This is a genomic window from Micromonospora sp. NPDC005413, assembly GCF_040606435.1.
GTDB lineage: Bacteria > Actinomycetota > Actinomycetes > Mycobacteriales > Micromonosporaceae > Micromonospora.
In genome coordinates, this window is the sequence record NZ_JBEXEV010000002.1 from 304,323 (window position 1) to 322,223 (window position 17,901).

A 17,901-nucleotide genomic window follows, 5' to 3' on the forward strand; every position below is an offset into this window, starting at 1 on the left:
CAGGGAGCGACCGGGTCAGCGGACCTCGACGGACGCCTAGGCGAGCCAGGCGACGAGGGCCACCAGCAGCACGACGACCACCGCCGCGCCGATGATCAGCGGCAGGCGGGACGGCGACTCCGCCTGCGGGGTGGCCTCCGCCGTCTGGTTGAAGGCGCGGAACGCCTCGGTGTTGCCGCTGGGGTCGGTGTAGTTCTCAGGCATGCCGGTGACCCTAGCGAAGCTGGTCGCGGCGCACCGCCCCCGGCCCACGCCGACCGGTCGGGTCGACCCGGCCGGCGGAGCGGACCCGACCGGGTGGCGGGTGCAGGCGGGCCGGACGGCGGGCTCGCTGCGCACTCTCGGGCACCTACCGTGGAACGATGGGGGCGGGACGGCTGATCGCCGTACTGGTGACAGCTCTGCTGGCGGGTTGCGCGCCGGCCACCGCCGTGGCGGGCGGGTCCGGCGGGCCGCCGTCGGCGCGTCGGGCGCCCGAGGGGTCGTACGCCGTCGGCGTGCGTACGCTCACCCTCGATCCGCGCTCGGCGCGCCCCCTGCCGGTGACGATCTGGTATCCGGCGTCGGCCGACGGGGTGGCCGTCGGGCGCTTCCCGGTGGTGATCTACAGCCACGGGCTGCACAGCCGACCCGACCTGCATGCCGGCCTGACGACCCGCTGGGCGGCTGCCGGTTTCGTGGTGGCCGCTCCCGCGTTCCCGCACACCCGTCAGGGTGCCGCCCACTTCAGCCGGGCGGATGTGCGTAACCAGCCCGCTGACGGTTGGCGGCTGATCCGACACCTGGGCCGCCTCGACCGGGACCGTGAGGATCCGCTCGCCGGCCACCTGGACCTGACGTCGATCGCCGCCGCGGGGCACTCGGCCGGCGGCTACACCACCTCCGGCATGTTCAGCGAGGGGCACCCGGCCCGGTTGCGTTCCGGGATCGTGATCGCCGGGGGTGGGTTGCCCGGCAGCTTCGCCGGGCCGGCCGCGCCGGTGCTCTTCGTGCACGGCACGGCCGACGCGGTGGTGCCGGTGGCGGTCGGGCGGGCGGCGTACGGGCGTACCCCCGGCCCGGCCGCGTTCCTCAGCCTGCTCGGGCAGGACCACGGCGCGTACCTCACGCCGGGCAACCCGGGGTTCGTCCCGGTTCTCGCCACCACCACCGACTTCCTGCGCTGGACCCTCTACGGCGACCCGGCGGCGGGTGCCCGCCTCCCCGCCGACGCCCGCACCCCCACGCTGACCACCTACGAGTTCCGCCCAGCCCGCTGATGCTGCCGCGCCGGTACGGTGGCCCGGTGGACGAGCTCGCGCGCCGCCAGTTGGCGAGCATCGCCGAGGTGGTCGCGGTGACCGGGGCGGCCGGCGTGCCGGTATGGCTGCGCGGCGGTTGGGCAATGGACTTCCAGCTCGGCGCGGCGACCCGCCCGCACGTCGATGTCGACTGGTACTGCTGGCGCGAGGACGCGGACCGGCTGGCCACCCTGCTGCTCAGCCGGGGCTGGCGTTTCGACCCCCGAATGCCGGTGGACCGGCAGCTGGATTTGTTCGTCGGCGACCTGGAGGTCAGCTTCGCGTACCTCGGTCGGGATCGGACCGGTAGGCCCACGGTGGGCGCCGGGCCCTGGGAGGGCACCCCGTTGCCGGCCGGAATGTTGGACGCGTCGCCAGGCCGGATCGGCCCGCTCGTCGTGCCGACGATCTCGGTGGCGGCCCAGATCGAGTTCAAGCAGATGTACCCGGTCTGGATGCCGGAGCGCCCGCGTCGACCGAAGGACGCCGACGACCTGGCTCGGCTGCGCGCCGGTCCTGGTCGAGCAGGTCCTCGTACACCCCGACCTTGAATGTGATCAGGTCCAGGCACTGGGTGAGCCTGCCGATCTGGTCAGTGACCTGCCCGTGGTGCTCGCGGAGCAGCGCGAGTCGTTCCTCCTCGTTGCCGGCACCTTCCCGGACGAGGTCGGCGTACCGGCGCAGCACGGGGAGCGGCATCCCCGAGGCGCGGAGAATGATGCAGACGGTCAGCCAGTCCACGTCATCCTGGCTGTAGCAACTGGAGGATCTGATCAAGGGCGCCACGCTCACCCTGGATGATGCGACCCTCGATCGGATCGACGAGATCGTGCCGCCCGGGACGAACCGGTACAACCCCAACGCCGCCTTCCCGCCACGTGCACTGACCGACACCGCACGACGGCGGCGCCCACTCGCGGAACGTGCTGCCGCCTGATGCCGGCGGCGCAGCGCCGGGTGATGGGGTGGGCACAGTGCGTCGGACCCTGTCGATCGGGCCTGCCGGGCAGGGCACAATCAGTTTCATGTCGCGTCGCACCACCCTCGCACTGATGGCCAGCACCGTGCTCATGGCCGGTCTGGTCGGCTGCTCAACGGACACCCGGCCGAGCGAAAGCTGGCAGGCGCCGGCCGAGCCGAAGCCTGCCGCCACGCCAACGCCGCAGGTCCCTTCCGGGACCGCGCCACAGCGCGCCTTCGCTGTCGGCGTACGCCAACTGAAGCTGAACCGGGACGGCCGTGCGCTGCCGGTGACGCTCTGGTACCCGGCGGCCGGGGAGGCGGGCGGCACGCCCAAGCGGACGGCGTCGGCGGCGAGCGGCCGTTTTCCGGTGGTGATGTTCAGCCACGGCCTGGGCGGGCGGCCCGACGACTACGCCACGCTGCTGACCCGGTGGGCGGCGGCGGGTTTCGTGGTGGCCGCGCCGACCTTCCCGCACACCTCCAAGGGTGGCGACGGCAACGTCCTCGACGTGCTCAACCAGCCGGCCGACGTGTCGTACGCGCTGACGCAGGTGCTGGCGTTGGACGGCAAGGCCGGCGACTCGTTGCGTGGCCGGCTGGACGCCGACCGGGTGGCCGCGGCCGGGCATTCGGCAGGCGGGGTGACCACCATCGGTCTCTTCACCGCCAGCCGGGACGAACGGCTGGACGCGGGCGTGGTGTTCGCCGGCACGGCGATCGGCGTGGGCACCGCGTTCGCTGGTGCTGCCGCGCCGCAGCTGTTCGTGCACGGGGAGTTGGACGAGGTGGTCGAGTACGCGGCGGGTAAGGCCGCGTACGACAAGGTGCCCTGGCCGAAGGCGATGTTGAGCCTGCCGAAGGGCGACCACGGGCGGGCGCTGCTCGGCGACGGCGCGACGCTGCGGGTGGTCTCGGACACGTCCGTCGAGTTCCTCCGCTGGACGCTCTACGGCGACGCGGGGGCCAAGGGCCGCATCCACACCGACGCGACGCGCGGCGACATCGCCACCTTCGACGACCACCTGTAAGCGGCGGCACGATCGCGCGAAGATCCGCACAACATCCGCGGAATAGTGGCCTCAATGTCCTCGGAGACCACTATTTCCGTGATGTTGTGCGGATCTTGCGCCGCGTCAGGCGGTGTGGTCGATGACGATCTTGCCGAAGGCGTTGCCGGAGTGCAGTCGGGCGAAGGCGTCCTCGACCCGGCTGAACGGGATGACGCTGTCCACCACCGGGCGCACCTCGTTGTCGGAACAGAACGCCAGCAGCTCGTACAACTCGCCGGGGGTGCCCATCGAGGTGCCCAGGATCTCCAACTGCATCGCGAAGACCCGGCGCAGGTTGACCGACGGCTCGTGCCCGGCGGTCGCGCCGGAGACCACGATCCGGGCCATCGGCGCGGCCGACTTCAGCGAGTGGTCGAAGGTGGCCGCACCGACCGTCTCGATCACCACGTCGACCCGTTCCGGCAGCCGGGCACCGGGTTCCACGGCGGTGGCGCCGAGGGCGGAGATCCGCTCCCGCTTCGCGGCGTCGCGGCTGGTCGCGTACACCCGCTTGCCCATCGCGACCGCGAGCGCGACGGCCGCCGTGGCGACGCCACCGCCCGCACCCTGCACCAGCACACAGTCCGCGTCCGCGACGCGGCCCTTGGTGGTCAGCATCCGCCACGCGGTCAGCCAGGCCGTGGGCAGGCACGCCGCGTCGGTCGCCGCCATGCCGTCGGGCAGCGGGATCAGGTTCGACCGGGGTACGGCGACCCGCTCGGCGAGCGTCCCGGGGAAGTGCTCGGAGAGGATGGAAACCCCACGCGGGTCGCCCGGAGTGACCACCACCGGATACACGACCATCGGGCGTCCCTCCGGGTCCAGCCCGACCGCGTCGCAGCCGAGAACCATCGGCAGCTGGGCCTCGTTGAGCCCCACCCCGCGCAGTGACCAGAGGTCGTGGTGGTTGAGCGAGGTGGCCCGCAACTGCACGGTCACCCAGTCGTCGGCCGGGTGGGTCGGCTCGGGCCGCTCACCGACAGTGAGCGCGGCGAGCGGATCGGCGTCGTTGAAGCTGGAGGCGAAGGCTGCACGCATGATCGGCACGGTAACAAGCTGAGCGCCCGTTAAGAAGGTGCCCTGTCGCGTAGGCCGGCGGCGCAGGCTGCGCCCGAGCGCCCCCGCCCACGCGGTCGCCTAGGCCGGCGGCGCATGCTGCGCCGGAGCGCCCCCGGCCCACGCGTCCTTACCGACGGGCGACGCCGTCGCGGCGGGCGGCTTCAGCGACGGCCTCGGCGACGGCCGGCGCGACGCGCGGGTCGAGCGGAGACGGGACGATCGCGTCGATGGTCAGCGACTCGGCCACCACACCGGCGATGGCGTCCGCGGCGGCGACCTTCATCGCCTCGGTGATCCGGGTGGCGCCGGCATCCAACGCACCACGGAACACCCCCGGGAACGCCAGCACGTTGTTGATCTGGTTGGGGTAGTCACTGCGCCCGGTGGCGACCACCGCGACGTGCCGGGCAGCCACCTCGGGGTGCACCTCCGGGGTCGGGTTGGCCAGCGCGAACACGATCCCTCCCGGGGCCATCCCGGCGACGGCGGCCTCGGGGATCTGCCCACCGGAGACGCCGATCAACACGTCCGCGCCGCGCAGCGCCTCGGTGATGTCACCGCGGCGGCCGTCCGCGTTGGTGCTCGCCGCCAGCTCGGCCTTGGTGCCGGTCAGCTCGGTGCGGTGCCGGCCGATGATCCCCTTGGAGTCGCAGACCACCACCTGGTCGGGGTTGACGCCCCCGGCGACCAGCATCTTCGTCACGGCCACCCCAGCCGCGCCCGCACCGCTCACCGCCACCCGCAAATCACCGAGCTTGCGGTTGAGCAGGGTGGCGGCGTTGCGCAGCGCGGCGAGCACGACGATCGCGGTGCCGTGCTGGTCGTCGTGGAAGACCGGGATGTCCAGCGCCTCGTCGAGCCGCCGCTCCACCTCGAAGCAGCGCGGCGCGCTGATGTCCTCCAGGTTGATCCCGCCGAACGAGGGGGCCAGCGCCCGCACCACGGCGACGATCTCGTCCACGTCCTGGGTGTCCAGGCAGACTGGCACCGCGTCCACCCCGGCGAACTGCTTGAACAGCACCGCCTTGCCCTCCATCACCGGCAGCGCGGCGCGGGGGCCGATGTTGCCGAGCCCGAGCACCGCCGAGCCGTCGGTGACCACCGCGACCGTGTGCGACACCCAGGTGTAGTCGTCCACCAGGGTGGGATCGGCGGCGATCGCCTCACACACCCGGGCCACCCCCGGGGTGTACGCCAGGGAGAGATCTTCCCGGCTGGTGAGCGGCACGGTCGAGGTGACGGCCATCTTGCCGCCCCGGTGCAGCAGGAAGACGGGATCAGCAGGGTCCACGGTGGACGAAGACATGGTGGTGACTCCAGGATCTGTCGAGCAGATGGGGCGGCCGGGCCCGGCCGCGAGGTGGGCGGCGAGCGGTGGCACGCGGTGCGGGGGGTCACCCGGGCACTTCCGAGCATAGTGTCGGCACTGCCGCTCGGATGTGAGCAGGGTCATAACTGGTGGCGAGGAACCCGGCCGGGGCGCGGCCAGTAGCGGGCCACCACCCTCCCCCGCACGTCGGCCACGCCGTACGCCCGGGAGTCATCGGTGATCAGGTCGTTGTCACCACGCAGCCACCAACCGCCGTCCTGCGGCCGAACCGCCCGCTTCACCACCAGCAGCTCCGGACGGGTCCGGAAGACCGCGACCACCACGTCACCGGGACGGATCGGGCGGCCACCGGGGCGGACCAGCACCGCGTCGCCGTGCCGCAGCGTCGGCGCCATGGACGGTCCGGTCACCAGAACGGCGGTGAGCGGCCTCCGCAACCGTGCGGCCTCAGCCGGGTGATCGGTGGCCATTGGTTTCACCTCCACCCGGTTCGGGGAGCACTCCCAGGAGTAATGTCGCCTTTGATCATCGCAAACTTCCCATGGAGGATCCCGATGCGACTTCCGCGCATCCTTGCGCCCCGCGTCATCGCGAGCGCTCACTGCGACCTGCCGTGCGGTGTCTACGATCCGGCTCAGGCCCGGATCGAGGCCGAGTCGGTCAAAATGATCTGCGAGAAGTACCAGGCGAACACCGACCCGGAGTTCCGCACCCGCGCCGTCATCATCAAGGAGCAGCGCGCCGAGTTGGTCAAGCACCACCTCTGGGTGCTCTGGACCGACTACTTCAAGCCGCCGCACTTCGAGAAGTACCCGAACCTGCACAGCCTGTTCAACGAGGCCACCAAGCTCGCCGGCGCCGGTGGCGTCAAGGGCAGCCTCGACCCGGCCACCGCCGACAAGCTGCTCGCGAAGATCGACGAGATCTCGAAGATCTTCTGGGAGACCAAGAAGGCGTGACCTCACCGGTCATTTCGACGACCCGGCCGGCACGTCCCGAGGACGTGCCGGCCATCGTCGCCATGGTGCACGAGTTGGCGGAGTACGAACGTGCCTCCGACCAGTGCCACCTCACCACCGAGCAGTTGACCTCGGCCCTCTTCACGACTGCGCCGGCGCTGTTCGGGCACGTCGCGGTCGACGAGCACGACGAGCCGACCGGCTTCGCGCTGTGGTTCCTCAACTTCTCCACCTGGACCGGCGTGCACGGCGTCTACCTGGAGGATCTCTACGTCCGGCCGGCGGCCCGGGGCACCGGGGCTGGTCGGCTGCTGCTCGCCACCCTGGCCGACATCTGCGTACGACGCGGCTACCGGCGACTGGAGTGGTGGATGCTCAACTGGAACCTCGCGGCCGGGTTCTACGCCTCGATCGGCGCGGAGCAGATGAGCGAGTGGGCCCCCTACCGGCTCAGCGGCGACGCGTTGCGCGAGCTGGCCAACCATGCCACCGCCGCCGGCACGCGTACAGGCGACCGACCGGGTAGAGTCCCCGACCGGGGGGATGAGGCGTGACTCAACTGACTGGCCAGCCAGCAACCGACGACGACGTGGTGCACCTCACGGTGCCTGCCGACGGCGGTTACCTCGGCGTGCTCCGTACCGCCACCGCCGGCCTCGCGGCCCGGTTGCAGTTCGCCCTCGACGAAATCGAGGATCTGCGGATCGCGGTCGACGAGGCGTGCGCCATGCTGCTCGCCATCGCCACCCGCGACGCCGAGCTGGAATGCCGCTTCGCGGTCACCGAGGACGCGTTGACCGTCGAGGTGACCGTGCCGACCGTGCGTGGTGCCACGCTGCCCGCCGAGTCGTCCTTCGCCTGGAAGGTGCTCACCGCGCTGACCACCTCGGCGTCCGCCACGGCCACCGACGGTCGGGCCACGATCGCGTTGCTCACCCGCCGCGCTGGCGGCTACTGACCGGGCCAACGCGCGCCGGCACGGTCACTCGAAGCCGAGGGCCCGGGTCGTCGGAGGGCTGACCAGCAGCCAGCCCACGCCCAGGCCGAGCGCCATCAACGGCACGCCCAACCAGACAAGCCCGGCCTGGATCATGAACCACCCGATCGGCAGCAGCATCAGCTGGAGCACGATCGCGGGGGAGCGTGCGCCCGCCTGACGGCGCAGCAGCGCACGGCCCAGCGCCCAGAGCACGACCGCCGCCCCGATGGCGAACACCGTGATCAGCAACGCTGACAGAAGATCGGTGGTGGTGGCCGTGAGGTCGGCCCAGACCAGCCAGATGGCGATCAGCCCGACGACAGCCGCCTCCGCCCACAGCAGCCGGACCGCCCAGCGGAGCGTGACAGGAAAAGGGGCCGAGTCGATGGTCACGCGCGCCACGATACCTGGGCTACCGGCAGGTAAAGTGCCGCCCATGCGGGCCGTCCTGGTGGTCAATCCAAAGGCCACCACCACCAGCGAACGCAGCCGGGACGTGCTTGTCCGGGCGCTGCGCAGCGAAGTCGACCTCAGTGTGCGCTACACCCGGCGGCGCGGGCACGCCGTTGCGCTGGCCCGGGAGGCCGCCGCGGAGGGGGTCGACCTGGTCGTCACCCTGGGTGGCGACGGCACCGTGAACGAGGTGGTGAACGGCCTGATGACGGCCGACCCACCAGCCCGCGCCGGTGACGCCCCGCTGTCCGAGCGGCTGCCCGCGCTGGCGACCGTCCCGGGCGGATCGACCAACGTGTTCGCCCGCGCGCTGGGCCTCCCCCGGGAGTGGCCGGAGGCGACGAGCATGATCCTCGAAGGGCTGCGGCTGGGCCGGAGCCGGACGGTCGGGCTGGGCCGCGCGGACGACCGCTACTTCACCTTCTGCGCCGGGTTCGGCCTGGACGCCGCAGTGATCCACCGGGTGGAGCAGGCCCGACGGAAGGGTCGAGTCTCCACGCCGGCGCTCTATCTGCGCTCCATCATGAACCAGTACTTCCTCGGCTCGGACCGGCGGCATCCCGCGATCACCCTGGAGCGTCCGGGCGAGCCGGCGGAGGCCGAGCTGGCGACCGTCATCATCCAGAACACGGCGCCCTGGACGTATCTGGGCGACCGGGAGGTCAACCCGAACCCAGCGGCGTCGTTCGACCTCGGGCTGGATGTGCTGGCGTTGCGTCAGCTCCGGGTGGCTAGCACAACACGGACGGTGACGCAGTTCCTGTCTCGGCAGGCGGATCCGCGTGGTCGGCAGGTGTTACGACTCCATGACACGGCGGAGTTCACGCTGCTCTCCAGCCGTCCGCAGGCGTTCCAGCTGGACGGCGACTATCTTGGCGAGCGGGAGAAAGTCAGATTCACCTCCGTTCCCGCCGCACTGAGAGTAATCTGCTAGGTCTCGGGTACTGCCCCAGGTCGACACGGTCGCCACAACCGCATCGGCCCGTCGCCGCCACACCGAGGGGCAGGTGCCGGAAATGTCAGCAATGTCACGCGGACTGTACTATATTGATCCTCGACTGTGGCACGGCGGGTAACCAGGAAAGCGCTGGAACTCGGGCAAATGGGTTGTGGGCTTGCTCACCGCCCGGAGTTTTTCCGAGCGGCACCCTTGACATCGCGAGTGTTCGTGAAAGTATTCACAAGCGAACTTGAGTTACCGGGACATTGCGTGGATATGCTCGTCAGGTTGAGCTGTTCCAGCAGGTCCCCGGGCACTAACTGCCTGCTCACGCACTGCCGAATGGACAGACGCTAACTGTCACCACCGGCACTGCGGATGCATATAGGAAAAGCACCACAAGCAATATTTGCCACCCATCCAGAATGAGGAGTGTTGCCGCCATGGACTGGCGTCACCATGCTGTCTGCCGCGACGAGGACCCGGAGCTGTTCTTCCCAATCGGGACGTCCGGACCGGCTCTCCTGCAGGTCGAGCAGGCCAAGGCCGTCTGCAGGCGCTGCTCCGTGACCGACCAGTGCCTGCAGTGGGCACTTGAGTCTGGTCAGGACGCCGGCGTCTGGGGCGGAATGAGCGAGGAGGAGCGGCGCGCTGTCAAGCGGCGCGGCGGCCTCCGGGTGCTGCGCGCTCACTCCGCCTGATCCCCAACGACACAGCTGTACGCCCCGGTGGGTTCGCCCACCGGGGCGTTCCGCTGTCCGCCACAGGATCACCCCGCCGGTGCCACCACGCGCCGGCCGGACCGGTCGTCGACCCGGCGCAGCACCAACTCGGCCAACTCCGGCGCGTCGGTCAACGGGCCGGCAACCGCCGTCGCACCGGCCGCACTGGCCGCCTCAGCCACCGCGTCGTGGAACAGCCCCGGTGCCAGGAAGTACGCGGACACCACGACCCGGCGTGCGCCGCCCGCCCGCAGCCGGGACACCGCCACGCCGGCCGCCGGTGGAGCCGCCGAGGCGTACGCCACCCGGCAGGGCACCCCGAACTCCTCGCCGAGCGCATCCGCAACCCGGCCCACCGACCGACGCGCCCGTGCGTCCCGGGTGCCCGCCGCGGCCAGCACCAGCGCGTCGAAGCGGCCCGGATGCGCCTCACCGAGCCGACGGCACAGCCCGGCCAGCAGCCCCGGGTCGACCGTTCCGTCCGCCGGACCGAGCACATCGGTCACCCGTACCGCCAGCGGTGGCCCGGCCTGCGCCGCCGCGGCGACCGCCGCCGGAATGTCCACCCGATGGTGGTACGCGGCGGTCAGCAGCACCGGCACCAGCACCGCCCGACGGTGGCCGGCCACGGCCAGGTCGCGTAGCACCTGGGTCGGCCCCGGCTCAGTGTGGTCCAGCCAGCTTGCCCATACCGGCGTGCCCGGCCGGGCCGCCGACACGGCCCGGGCCAGCGCTCGGGTGGCATCGGCCGCGCGTGGATCTCGACTGCCGTGCGCGACCAGCACCACCGGATCCGCCCCGCCGGCCGCACCGGGGCCGGTCGGGGTCGTCACCGGGGAGGTCAGACGTGCAGCCCGCACTCGGTCTTCTCGAACATGGCCCACCGGCCGGCCCGCGCGTCTTCGCCAGCCTTCGTCCGGCGGGTGCACGGCCAGCAGCCGATCGAGCCGTAACCCTGCTTGAACAGCTCGTTGACCGGCACGTTGAAGCGGGCGATGTAGGCGTCCACATCCCCCTGCGACCACGCCGCGATCGGGTTGACCTTGACCTTGGCGCGCCGCGCGTCGAAGGTCACCACAGGCGTGTTCGCCCGGGTCGGCGACTCGTCCCGGCGCAGGCCCGCGGCCCAGGCGTCGTACCCGGTCAGCGCCCGCTCCAGCGGCTCCACCTTGCGCAGCTGGCAGCAGTCGTCCGGTGCCTTGTTGAACAGCCGGGGGCCGTACTGGCCGTCCTGCTGACCGACGGTGAGCCGGGGCCGGATCGACCGGACGTTCACCGGCAGCGTCCGTGCGACCTCGTCGCGCACCCGCAGCGTCTCGGGGAAGTGCAGGCCGGTGTCGAGGAAGACCACGTCCACCCCCGGGGCCACCCGGGACACCAGGTGGGCCAGCACGGCGTCGGCCATCGAGCTGGTGACGCAGAACCGGTCGCCGAAGGTCTGCGCCGCCCAGCGGGCGATCTCCAGTGCCGGGGCGCCCTCCAGGTCCCGAGCCGCCTGCTCGGCCAGGGCCCGCAGCTCGTCCGGCGGACGTCGGGCAGGGTCGGCCGGCGTGGGACCACCCGGGCCGACCAGGCCCAGGCCTGCGGCGGAGACGAGGCTCATCGGGTCACCTGCCGCGGGAGCAGCCCGGTGAACTTCACCGAGAAGACCCGGGTGCAGGCGCGGCACTCCCAGGCGCCGTGCCCCGCCTCGTGTGGCCGTAGGTCCTCCTCGCCGCAGTACGGGCAGTACAGAGGTGCCGCTCGGTTCTCGCTGCTCACCGCAGTTCCTCCTCGTCGACTCTGATCACCCAGTTGGCGAACGTCTCGCCCTCGCTCCGACCAGCCAGGTAGCGGCGGGCCAGCCGTTCCACGTACTCCGGAAGCTCCTCGGCGGTGGTCTTCAGGCCACGCAGCTTGCGCCCGAAACCGGCGGTCTGCCCCTGCGCCATGCCCAACCCGCCGCCGAGGTGCACCTGGAAGCCCTCCACCTGCCGGCCGTCCGGGCCGACCACCAGCTGGCCCTTGAGCCCGATGTCGGCCACCTGGGTGCGCGCGCACGCGTTCGGGCAGCCGTTGATGTGGATCGAGATGTCCGCGTCGAAGTCGCGCAGCCGCTGCTCCATCCGGGCCACCAACTCCTCGCCGCGGGCCTTCGTCTCGACGATGGCCAACTTGCAGTACTCGATGCCCGTGCACGCCATGGTGCCGCGCCGCCAGGCCGACGGCCGGGCCTCCAGGCCAATGCCGCGCAGCGCGTCGACCAGCGACTCCGTCCGCTCCGACGGCACGTCGAGCACCAGCAGCTTCTGGTACGGGGTGAGCCGCACCCGGTCACTGCCGTGCGCCTCGACCACGTCGGCCAGTTGGGTGAGCTGCGCGCCGGAGACCCGCCCGACGACCGGGGCGGCGCCCACGTAGTGCCGCCCGTCGGCCTGCTCGTGCACGCCCACGTGGTCGACCGGCTTCGACGGCAGGACCGGCGCCGGGCCATCGAGCAGCGTACGGCCGAGGTAGTCCTTCTCCAGGACCTCGCGGAAGCGCTCCACGCCCCAGTCGGCCACCAGGAACTTCAGCCGAGCGCGGTTACGCAGCCGGCGGTAACCGTAGTCGCGGAAGATCCCGACCACCCCGGCCCACACGTCCGGCACCTCGGTCAGCGGCACCCAGACGCCGAGCCGCTGGGCCAGCATCGGGTTGGTGGCGAGGCCGCCGCCGACCCAGACGTCGAAACCGGGGCCGTGCTCGGGGTGATCGACACCGAGAAAGGCGATGTCGTTCGACTCGTACGGAGTGTCCACCAGCCAGGAGATCGACGTCTTGAACTTGCGGGGCAGGTTGGAGAACTGCTTGTCCCCGACGTACCGGGCGACGATCTCGTCGATCGCCGGCGTCGGGTCGAGCAACTCGTCGCGGGCCACCCCGGCGACCGGGCTGCCCAGCACGATCCGGGGGCAGTCGCCGCACGCCTCCGTGGTCTGGAGACCGACCGACTCCAGCCGCCGCCAGATCTCGGGCATGTCCTCGACCCGGATCCAGTGGAACTGGATGTTCTGCCGGTCGGTGATGTCGGCGGTGTCCCTGGCGAACTCCCGCGAGATGTCCGCGATCACCCGCAGCTGGGCCAGGCTGAGTTGGCCGCCGTCGATGCGGACCCGCAGCATGAAGAACTCGTCCTCCAGCTCGTGCGGCTCCAGCACGGCGGTGCGCCCGCCGTCGATGCCCGCCTTGCGCTGCGTGTAGAGGCCCCACCAGCGGAATCGGCCGCGCAGGTCCTGCGGGTCGATGGAGGCGAAGCCGCCGTGCGCGTAGATGTTCTCGATTCGAGCCCGGACGTTGAGCGGGTCGTCGTCCTTCTTGATCCGCTCGTTGGGGTTGAGCGGCTCGCGGTGGCCGAGCGCCCACTGACCCTCACCCCGTGGCCGGCGCGGAGCCCGGGCCGGGCGGGCCGTCGGGTCCTCGGAACGGGCCGGGATGCTGCTGACCGCCATCGCGGCGTCCTCCGTTGTCTGCTGTGCCTCGGGGCACGCGCGGGGCGCGGCGGCCGGCCCGGCGAGAGCGGGCGGGACAACGGTGTCTGAGACAGCCGGCGCAGAGCGCGCCCGAGACAGATTGGTCGGGCGTCGTCAGTAGGCCGGACAGATCGCGCTGCGCACGCGGCCGTAATCGACGTGGCGACGAGCCACGAAGCGGCGGACGACAGCGGCGGTCATGGGGCCTATGCTGCCACACCGCATGGTGGCCGGCCAATGTCCGCGTGCCGGATCCCACATCACGGGCCAAGTTCTCCGGATCGCTGTGGCAGGCTCGGCGCGTGGGCACATTGTCCGGAAAATGGCGACGGTGGGGGCCGACGGGTCGATTCCGCGTGCCGGTCTGGCTCCCCCCGGCACTGTTGACCCTGGCGGTGACCCTGACCGGGCTGGGCTCCGCCCAACTGTGGCGCGACGAGCTGGCGACCTGGAGCGCGGCCACCCGGTCGCCCAGCGACCTGGCTCGGTTGGCCGGCACCATCGACGCCGCCACCGGCCCGTACTACCTGCTGATGCACGGCTGGCTCGCGGTCGTCGGCGACTCCACGATCGCCCTGCGCGCACCGGCCGTGCTGGCGATGACCGTGGCCGCCGGGTTGCTCGCCGTGCTCGGCGCGCGCCTCGTCGACCGGCGCACCGGCCTCTTCGCCGGGCTGCTGTTCGCGGTGCTCCCCGGCACCTCCCGCTACGGGCAGGAGGCCCGCCCGTACGCCTTGGCCACCATGCTCGCGGTGCTCGCCACCCTGCTGCTGGTGACCGCGCTGCGCCGACCGAGCTGGACCCGTTGGGCCGGTTACGCCGCCGCCGTCGCCGCTCTCGGACTCATCCACCTGATCGCGCTCACCCTGCTCGCCGCGCACGCGCTGGTCGTCCTCATCGCCTGGTGGCGCGGCCCGGCCGCGGCTGGCGTCGCCGCACCGACCCATGGCACCGCTGAGCGGGACCGGCGGGTGTGGCGGTGGGTGGTCGCCGTGGTGCCGGTCGCGCTGCTGGCCGGCCCGCTGCTGCTCAAGGCCCGGACACAGCGGTCCCGGCAGTTGAACTGGGTCAACCTGGCTCGGCTGGACGACCTGACCGCGCTGCCCGGCGGCGTGGCCCAGAGCAGCGTGGTGGGCGGCCTCCTGATCGGGGTCGCCGCGCTGGGCGCGGCCCGGCTCGGGCGGCGCGCCCTGCTGCCGCTGAGCGCGGTGCTGCTGCCCGTACTGCTGCTCTTCGCCGCCGGCACGGTCACACCGCTGTGGGTGCCCCGGTACCTGGTCTTCGTGGTGCCCTTCGCGTGCCTGCTGGCGGGCGCGGCGCTGGCCGCGGTGGCCGCGCCGGCCGCACTCGTCGTGGTGGTTCTGGCCGGGTTGCTCGGCCTGCCCGACCAGACCGCGCTGCGACGGACCCACGAGTGGCCGCGCAGCGCGCCGGTGGACTACGCCGGGGCGGCACGAGTGATCGCCGACGGTCAACGACCGGGGGACGCGGTGGTCTACTCGCCCCGGCACAGCTGGCTCTTCCTCGACCTCGGCATCGAGTACCACCTCGGCGACCCGCCACGGGACGTGCTGCTCACCGAGGACGAGGTCCGCCGGGGCGACCTGTGGGCCGCCGAGTGCCCCCAGCCAGCACAGTGCCTGGCCGGCACGTCACGGGTATGGCTGATCGTCGCCGGCCGGCACGCCGAGCCGCTGGCCGCCGTGCCGGGCGCCAAGGGCGACGCGCTCCGCGCGGACTTCGAAGTCGCCCAGGTCTCGCAGCGCCCCGGCCTGACCGTCGCCCTGCTGACCAGTCGCCCCGGCCGCTGACCTGACCGGTTGCCGCGCAGACGACCGGCAAACACGCGACGGACCGGCAGCAGCCGCCTGACCGCGCCCACCTCGGTGAGCGATATACCGGTGCGTCATATCTATGACCCACCGGCATATCGCTCGAAACCGTAGGCCCGACGGGATGAGCGACGTCAGGACTCACATCAGCAGCCGACAAAGCTCAGGCTTGCGAGCGGCCGTCGGGGGCGTTGCGGGCCAGCGGGACGACGAGCATCGCCTCGGTGCCGCCGTTGGCACCGGCGCGCAGCTCGATGGTGCCGCGCAGTTCCCCGGTAACCAGGGCGCGGACGATCTGGAGGCCGAGCCGGCTGCCGCGTTCGGCGTCGAAGTCCGGCGGCAGACCGCGCCCGTTGTCCGTCACCGAAACGTGCAGCATCTTGCGGAACCGGTGGGCCGAAACCACCACCTCCGGCCGTCCCGACGGGTCGATCTCAGGAACGATGGCAGGCAGGGCGGGCGGGACCTCGTCCTCGTCGGCCGGCGGGAAGCCGTGCTCGACGGCGTTGAGCAGCAACTCGTTGAGGACCATCACCAGCGAGGTGGCGATCTCCGCCGGCAACACACCGAAGCTGCCCCTCCGGCGCATGCCGACGCTCACCTCGGTCGCCGCGACCTCGGTCGCCGCGCTGGCCACCCGGTCGACGATGCCGTCGAACTCGACCGCCTCGTCGCTGGACATGGAGAGCGTCTCGTGCACCAGAGCGATCGAGGCGACCCGGCGGACCGATTCCTCCAGGGCGACCCGCGCCTCCGGCATGGACACCCGTCGGGCCTGCAACCGCAGCAGCGCGGCAACCGTCTGGAGGTTGTTCTTCACCCGGTGGTGGATCTCCCGGATGGTGGCGTCCTTCGTGATCAGCGCCCGGTCCCGGCGACGTACCTCGGTGATGTCCCGGACCAACACCAGCGCGCCGATCGGCACCCCGGCGGGCATCAGGGGCAGTGCCCGGGTGAGCATCGTGGCGCCGCGCGCGTCGATCTCCCGCCGGGGCGGCGCCTCACCGCGCAGCGCGGCCAGGATCCCGTTCGCCGCCTCGGTGCCGTCCAGCGGGTCACCGGCCAACCGGCGGTGCAGCTCGGCCAGGTCCTCGCCCACGAGGTGGGAGGCGTAGCCCAGTCGGCGGTACGCGGACTGCGCGTTCGGGCTGGCGTAGGTGACCTTGCCTCCGGCGTCGAGCCGGACCAGACCGTCGCCGACCCGGGGCGCGGAGGTGGTCTCGCCCGGGTGCCGCGGTGGCGGGAAGGTGCCGTCCGCGATCATCTGGGCCAGGTCGTCCGCCGTGGTCAGGTAGTTGAGCTCCAGCTGGCTGGGCGTACGCGCGGTGGAGAGGTTGGTGTCCCGGCCGACCACGGCGATCACCTCGCCGGCCTCCCCCTCGGCGGTACGCAGACGGACCGGGATCGCCTCGTGCCGGGCAGGCACGTCGCCGTACCAGACCGGGTCGCCCTCCCGCCAGATCCGGCCCTGGGAGTACGCCACCTGAAGGTGGGCCACCTCCGGCCCGCCGACGATCCGCCCCACCTGGTCGTCCTGGTACGCGGTGGGCGCGGTCGTCGGGCGGACCTGGGCGACGCAGAGGAACGTGCCGTCGGCGTCGACCGGCACCCAGAGCAGCAGGTCGGCGAAGGACAGATCGGAGAGCAGCTGCCAGTCGCCGGCGATCCGGTGTAGGTGGTCGATGTCGGCCGGACGGAGATGGGTGTGCTCCTCGGCGAGGTCGCGCAGCGTGGACACGGTGACCAGGGTGCCACGCCCCGCCTCACATCGTGGCGGTGACCTTCTTCAACCCGCGCGGCGCGTCCGGGTCCTCGCCTCGGGTGAGCGCCAGGGCCAGCGCCAACCGCTGCAACGGCAGGATGTCCAGCAACGGGGCGTACCGCTCGTCGACCTCGGGAACGGCGAGCCGGGTAGCGCCCGGCACGTCGGCCGAACCGACCACCACGACGTCGGCGCGGCGTTCGCCGAGGCGGGGCAGCACCTCACCCATCGACCGTCCACCTGGACCGGAGCCGACCACGGCGAGCACCGGGACCTCCGGGTCGGTCATCGCGAGCGGGCCGTGCAGCAGGTCGGCGCCGGAGAAGGCGAGCGCCGGCAGGTACGAGGTCTCCATCAGCTTCAGCGCGGCCTCCCGGGCGGTCGGGTAGGCGTACCCCCGACCGGTGGTGACCAGCTGGCGGGCGAACCGGTAGCGCGACGCGAGCTGGGCCGGGGTGCCGTCGGCCAGGGTGCGGGCGGCCAGCTCGGGCAGCGCGTCGAGCGCCTCCCGTTCGGCCGCCGGGAGCACGCCGTCGCCGGCCCGGATCCCCTCCACCAGCATCAGCAGGGCGAGCAGTTCGGCGGTGTACGTCTTGGTGGCGGCCACCGCCCGCTCGTGCCCGGCGGCGATGTCGACGCTCAGCTCGGCCACCTCGACCAGCGGCGACTCTGGCGCGTTGGTCACCGCGAGGGTCAGCGCACCGGAGGCTCGGGCGGCGCGCAGCACCTCGGCGAGGTCGGGCGAGCCGCCGCTCTGGCTGACCCCGACGACGAGCGCGTCGGACAGGTCGGGGCGGGCGCCGAACAGGGTGACCGCGCTGGGCGAGGCGAGCCCGGCGGGCAGGCCGAGCCGGATCTCGGTCAGGTACGCCCCGTAGAGGGCCGCGTGGTCGGAGGTGCCGCGGGCGGTGAAGACCACGTGCCGCGGGCGGCGTTCGGCGATGACCGCCGCCACCCGGGCGATCTCGGCCGCGTTGGCGGCGGAGAGCAGGCGTGCGTAGCCCGCCGGCTGCTCGTCGATGTCGGCGGCCATTCCGGCCCCTGCACGTGTCACGGACACTCCTCCCCTTGCGCGGTTACCG

The 17,901-nt window shown here is 72.1% G+C and carries 20 protein-coding genes; 9 read left to right on the forward strand and 11 right to left on the reverse strand.

Going from position 1 to position 17,901, the window contains the following annotated elements:
* Positions 1–36 precede the first annotated feature (36 nt).
* Positions 37–204, reverse strand: a complete 168-nt coding sequence (locus ABZS37_RS04135; RefSeq protein ID WP_355165365.1) for a hypothetical protein — start codon at positions 202–204, stop codon at positions 37–39.
* Positions 205–362: 158 nt separating this feature from the next.
* Here ABZS37_RS04135 and ABZS37_RS04140 point away from each other — a divergent pair, with 158 nt between their 5' ends.
* The 3 genes from ABZS37_RS04140 to ABZS37_RS04150 all read left to right on the forward strand — a co-directional run bounded on the left by ABZS37_RS04140 (position 363) and on the right by ABZS37_RS04150 (position 3,271).
* The gene (locus tag ABZS37_RS04140) at positions 363–1,259 is read left to right on the forward strand and encodes an alpha/beta hydrolase (RefSeq protein ID WP_354995331.1); all 897 of its coding nucleotides are present in this window, start codon (positions 363–365) and stop codon (positions 1,257–1,259) included.
* 26 nt (positions 1,260–1,285) lie between these two features.
* Positions 1,286–1,831, forward strand: coding sequence for an aminoglycoside adenylyltransferase (locus ABZS37_RS04145; RefSeq protein ID WP_355165367.1), 546 nt, complete (start codon positions 1,286–1,288; stop codon positions 1,829–1,831).
* 474 nt (positions 1,832–2,305) lie between these two features.
* Positions 2,306–3,271: a chlorophyllase gene (locus tag ABZS37_RS04150; protein WP_355165369.1), complete on the forward strand. Its 966-nt coding sequence runs from the start codon at positions 2,306–2,308 to the stop codon at positions 3,269–3,271.
* 105 nt (positions 3,272–3,376) lie between these two features.
* Here ABZS37_RS04150 and ABZS37_RS04155 read toward each other — a convergent pair whose 3' ends face one another.
* From ABZS37_RS04155 to ABZS37_RS04165, 3 genes are all read right to left on the reverse strand, one after another.
* A complete protein-coding gene (locus ABZS37_RS04155; RefSeq protein WP_355165371.1) occupies positions 3,377–4,339 on the reverse strand; it encodes a zinc-binding dehydrogenase in 963 nt (320 codons plus the stop codon).
* A 139-nt stretch (positions 4,340–4,478) separates the two neighbouring features.
* On the reverse strand, positions 4,479–5,657 hold the full coding sequence (locus ABZS37_RS04160; RefSeq protein WP_355165373.1) for an NADP-dependent malic enzyme: 1,179 nt from the start codon (positions 5,655–5,657) through the stop codon (positions 4,479–4,481).
* A 143-nt stretch (positions 5,658–5,800) separates the two neighbouring features.
* Positions 5,801–6,151, reverse strand: coding sequence for a S24/S26 family peptidase (locus tag ABZS37_RS04165; RefSeq protein ID WP_355165375.1), 351 nt, complete (start codon positions 6,149–6,151; stop codon positions 5,801–5,803).
* An 84-nt stretch (positions 6,152–6,235) separates the two neighbouring features.
* Between ABZS37_RS04165 and sodN the strand changes: the two genes are divergently transcribed.
* The 3 genes from sodN to ABZS37_RS04180 are packed head-to-tail and all read left to right on the forward strand — an operon-like array spanning position 6,236 to position 7,598.
* A complete protein-coding gene (gene sodN, locus ABZS37_RS04170) occupies positions 6,236–6,640 on the forward strand; it encodes a superoxide dismutase, Ni (RefSeq protein WP_355165377.1) in 405 nt (134 codons plus the stop codon).
* Positions 6,637–7,194, forward strand: a complete 558-nt coding sequence (locus ABZS37_RS04175) for a GNAT family N-acetyltransferase (protein WP_355165379.1) — start codon at positions 6,637–6,639, stop codon at positions 7,192–7,194. Before sodN ends, ABZS37_RS04175 begins: the two co-directional genes overlap by 4 nt.
* On the forward strand, positions 7,191–7,598 hold the full coding sequence (locus ABZS37_RS04180; RefSeq protein WP_355165381.1) for an ATP-binding protein: 408 nt from the start codon (positions 7,191–7,193) through the stop codon (positions 7,596–7,598). The genes ABZS37_RS04175 and ABZS37_RS04180 overlap by 4 nt, the downstream gene beginning before the upstream one ends.
* 24 nt (positions 7,599–7,622) lie before the next feature.
* On the opposite strand, the gene ABZS37_RS04185 is transcribed toward ABZS37_RS04180, so the two are convergent.
* The gene (locus ABZS37_RS04185) at positions 7,623–8,057 is read right to left on the reverse strand and encodes a hypothetical protein (RefSeq protein WP_355165383.1); all 435 of its coding nucleotides are present in this window, start codon (positions 8,055–8,057) and stop codon (positions 7,623–7,625) included.
* On the opposite strand from ABZS37_RS04185, the gene ABZS37_RS04190 reads away from it, so the two are divergent.
* Entirely contained in the window at positions 8,056–9,006 is a 951-nt protein-coding gene (locus ABZS37_RS04190) for a diacylglycerol kinase family protein (RefSeq protein WP_355165385.1), read from the forward strand. The two genes, ABZS37_RS04185 and ABZS37_RS04190, sit on opposite strands and share 2 nt — an antisense overlap.
* Before the next feature lie 449 nt (positions 9,007–9,455).
* Positions 9,456–9,713: a WhiB family transcriptional regulator gene (locus tag ABZS37_RS04195; RefSeq protein WP_007072794.1), complete on the forward strand. Its 258-nt coding sequence runs from the start codon at positions 9,456–9,458 to the stop codon at positions 9,711–9,713.
* A gap of 68 nt (positions 9,714–9,781) precedes the next feature.
* Here the strand turns inward: ABZS37_RS04195 and ABZS37_RS04200 are convergent, their stop codons facing one another.
* Genes ABZS37_RS04200 through ABZS37_RS04215 form a run of 4 tightly spaced genes read right to left on the reverse strand, consistent with a single transcriptional unit; the run spans position 9,782 to position 13,204 of the window.
* Positions 9,782–10,567: a CbiX/SirB N-terminal domain-containing protein gene (locus tag ABZS37_RS04200; protein ID WP_355165885.1), complete on the reverse strand. Its 786-nt coding sequence runs from the start codon at positions 10,565–10,567 to the stop codon at positions 9,782–9,784.
* A gap of 8 nt (positions 10,568–10,575) precedes the next feature.
* Positions 10,576–11,337: a phosphoadenylyl-sulfate reductase gene (locus ABZS37_RS04205; RefSeq protein WP_355165387.1), complete on the reverse strand. Its 762-nt coding sequence runs from the start codon at positions 11,335–11,337 to the stop codon at positions 10,576–10,578.
* Positions 11,334–11,495: a hypothetical protein gene (locus ABZS37_RS04210; RefSeq protein WP_354995344.1), complete on the reverse strand. Its 162-nt coding sequence runs from the start codon at positions 11,493–11,495 to the stop codon at positions 11,334–11,336. The genes ABZS37_RS04205 and ABZS37_RS04210 overlap by 4 nt, the downstream gene beginning before the upstream one ends.
* Positions 11,492–13,204: a nitrite/sulfite reductase gene (locus ABZS37_RS04215; protein ID WP_355165389.1), complete on the reverse strand. Its 1,713-nt coding sequence runs from the start codon at positions 13,202–13,204 to the stop codon at positions 11,492–11,494. The genes ABZS37_RS04210 and ABZS37_RS04215 overlap by 4 nt, the downstream gene beginning before the upstream one ends.
* A 332-nt stretch (positions 13,205–13,536) precedes the next feature.
* On the opposite strand from ABZS37_RS04215, the gene ABZS37_RS04220 reads away from it, so the two are divergent.
* On the forward strand, positions 13,537–15,036 hold the full coding sequence (locus ABZS37_RS04220; protein ID WP_355165887.1) for a glycosyltransferase family 39 protein: 1,500 nt from the start codon (positions 13,537–13,539) through the stop codon (positions 15,034–15,036).
* A 184-nt stretch (positions 15,037–15,220) separates the two neighbouring features.
* Here ABZS37_RS04220 and ABZS37_RS04225 read toward each other — a convergent pair whose 3' ends face one another.
* On the reverse strand, positions 15,221–16,795 hold the full coding sequence (locus ABZS37_RS04225; RefSeq protein ID WP_355165391.1) for a histidine kinase N-terminal domain-containing protein: 1,575 nt from the start codon (positions 16,793–16,795) through the stop codon (positions 15,221–15,223).
* A gap of 25 nt (positions 16,796–16,820) precedes the next feature.
* A complete protein-coding gene (locus ABZS37_RS04230; RefSeq protein ID WP_355165889.1) occupies positions 16,821–17,852 on the reverse strand; it encodes an SIS domain-containing protein in 1,032 nt (343 codons plus the stop codon).
* Between the last annotated feature and the right edge of the window lie 49 nt (positions 17,853–17,901).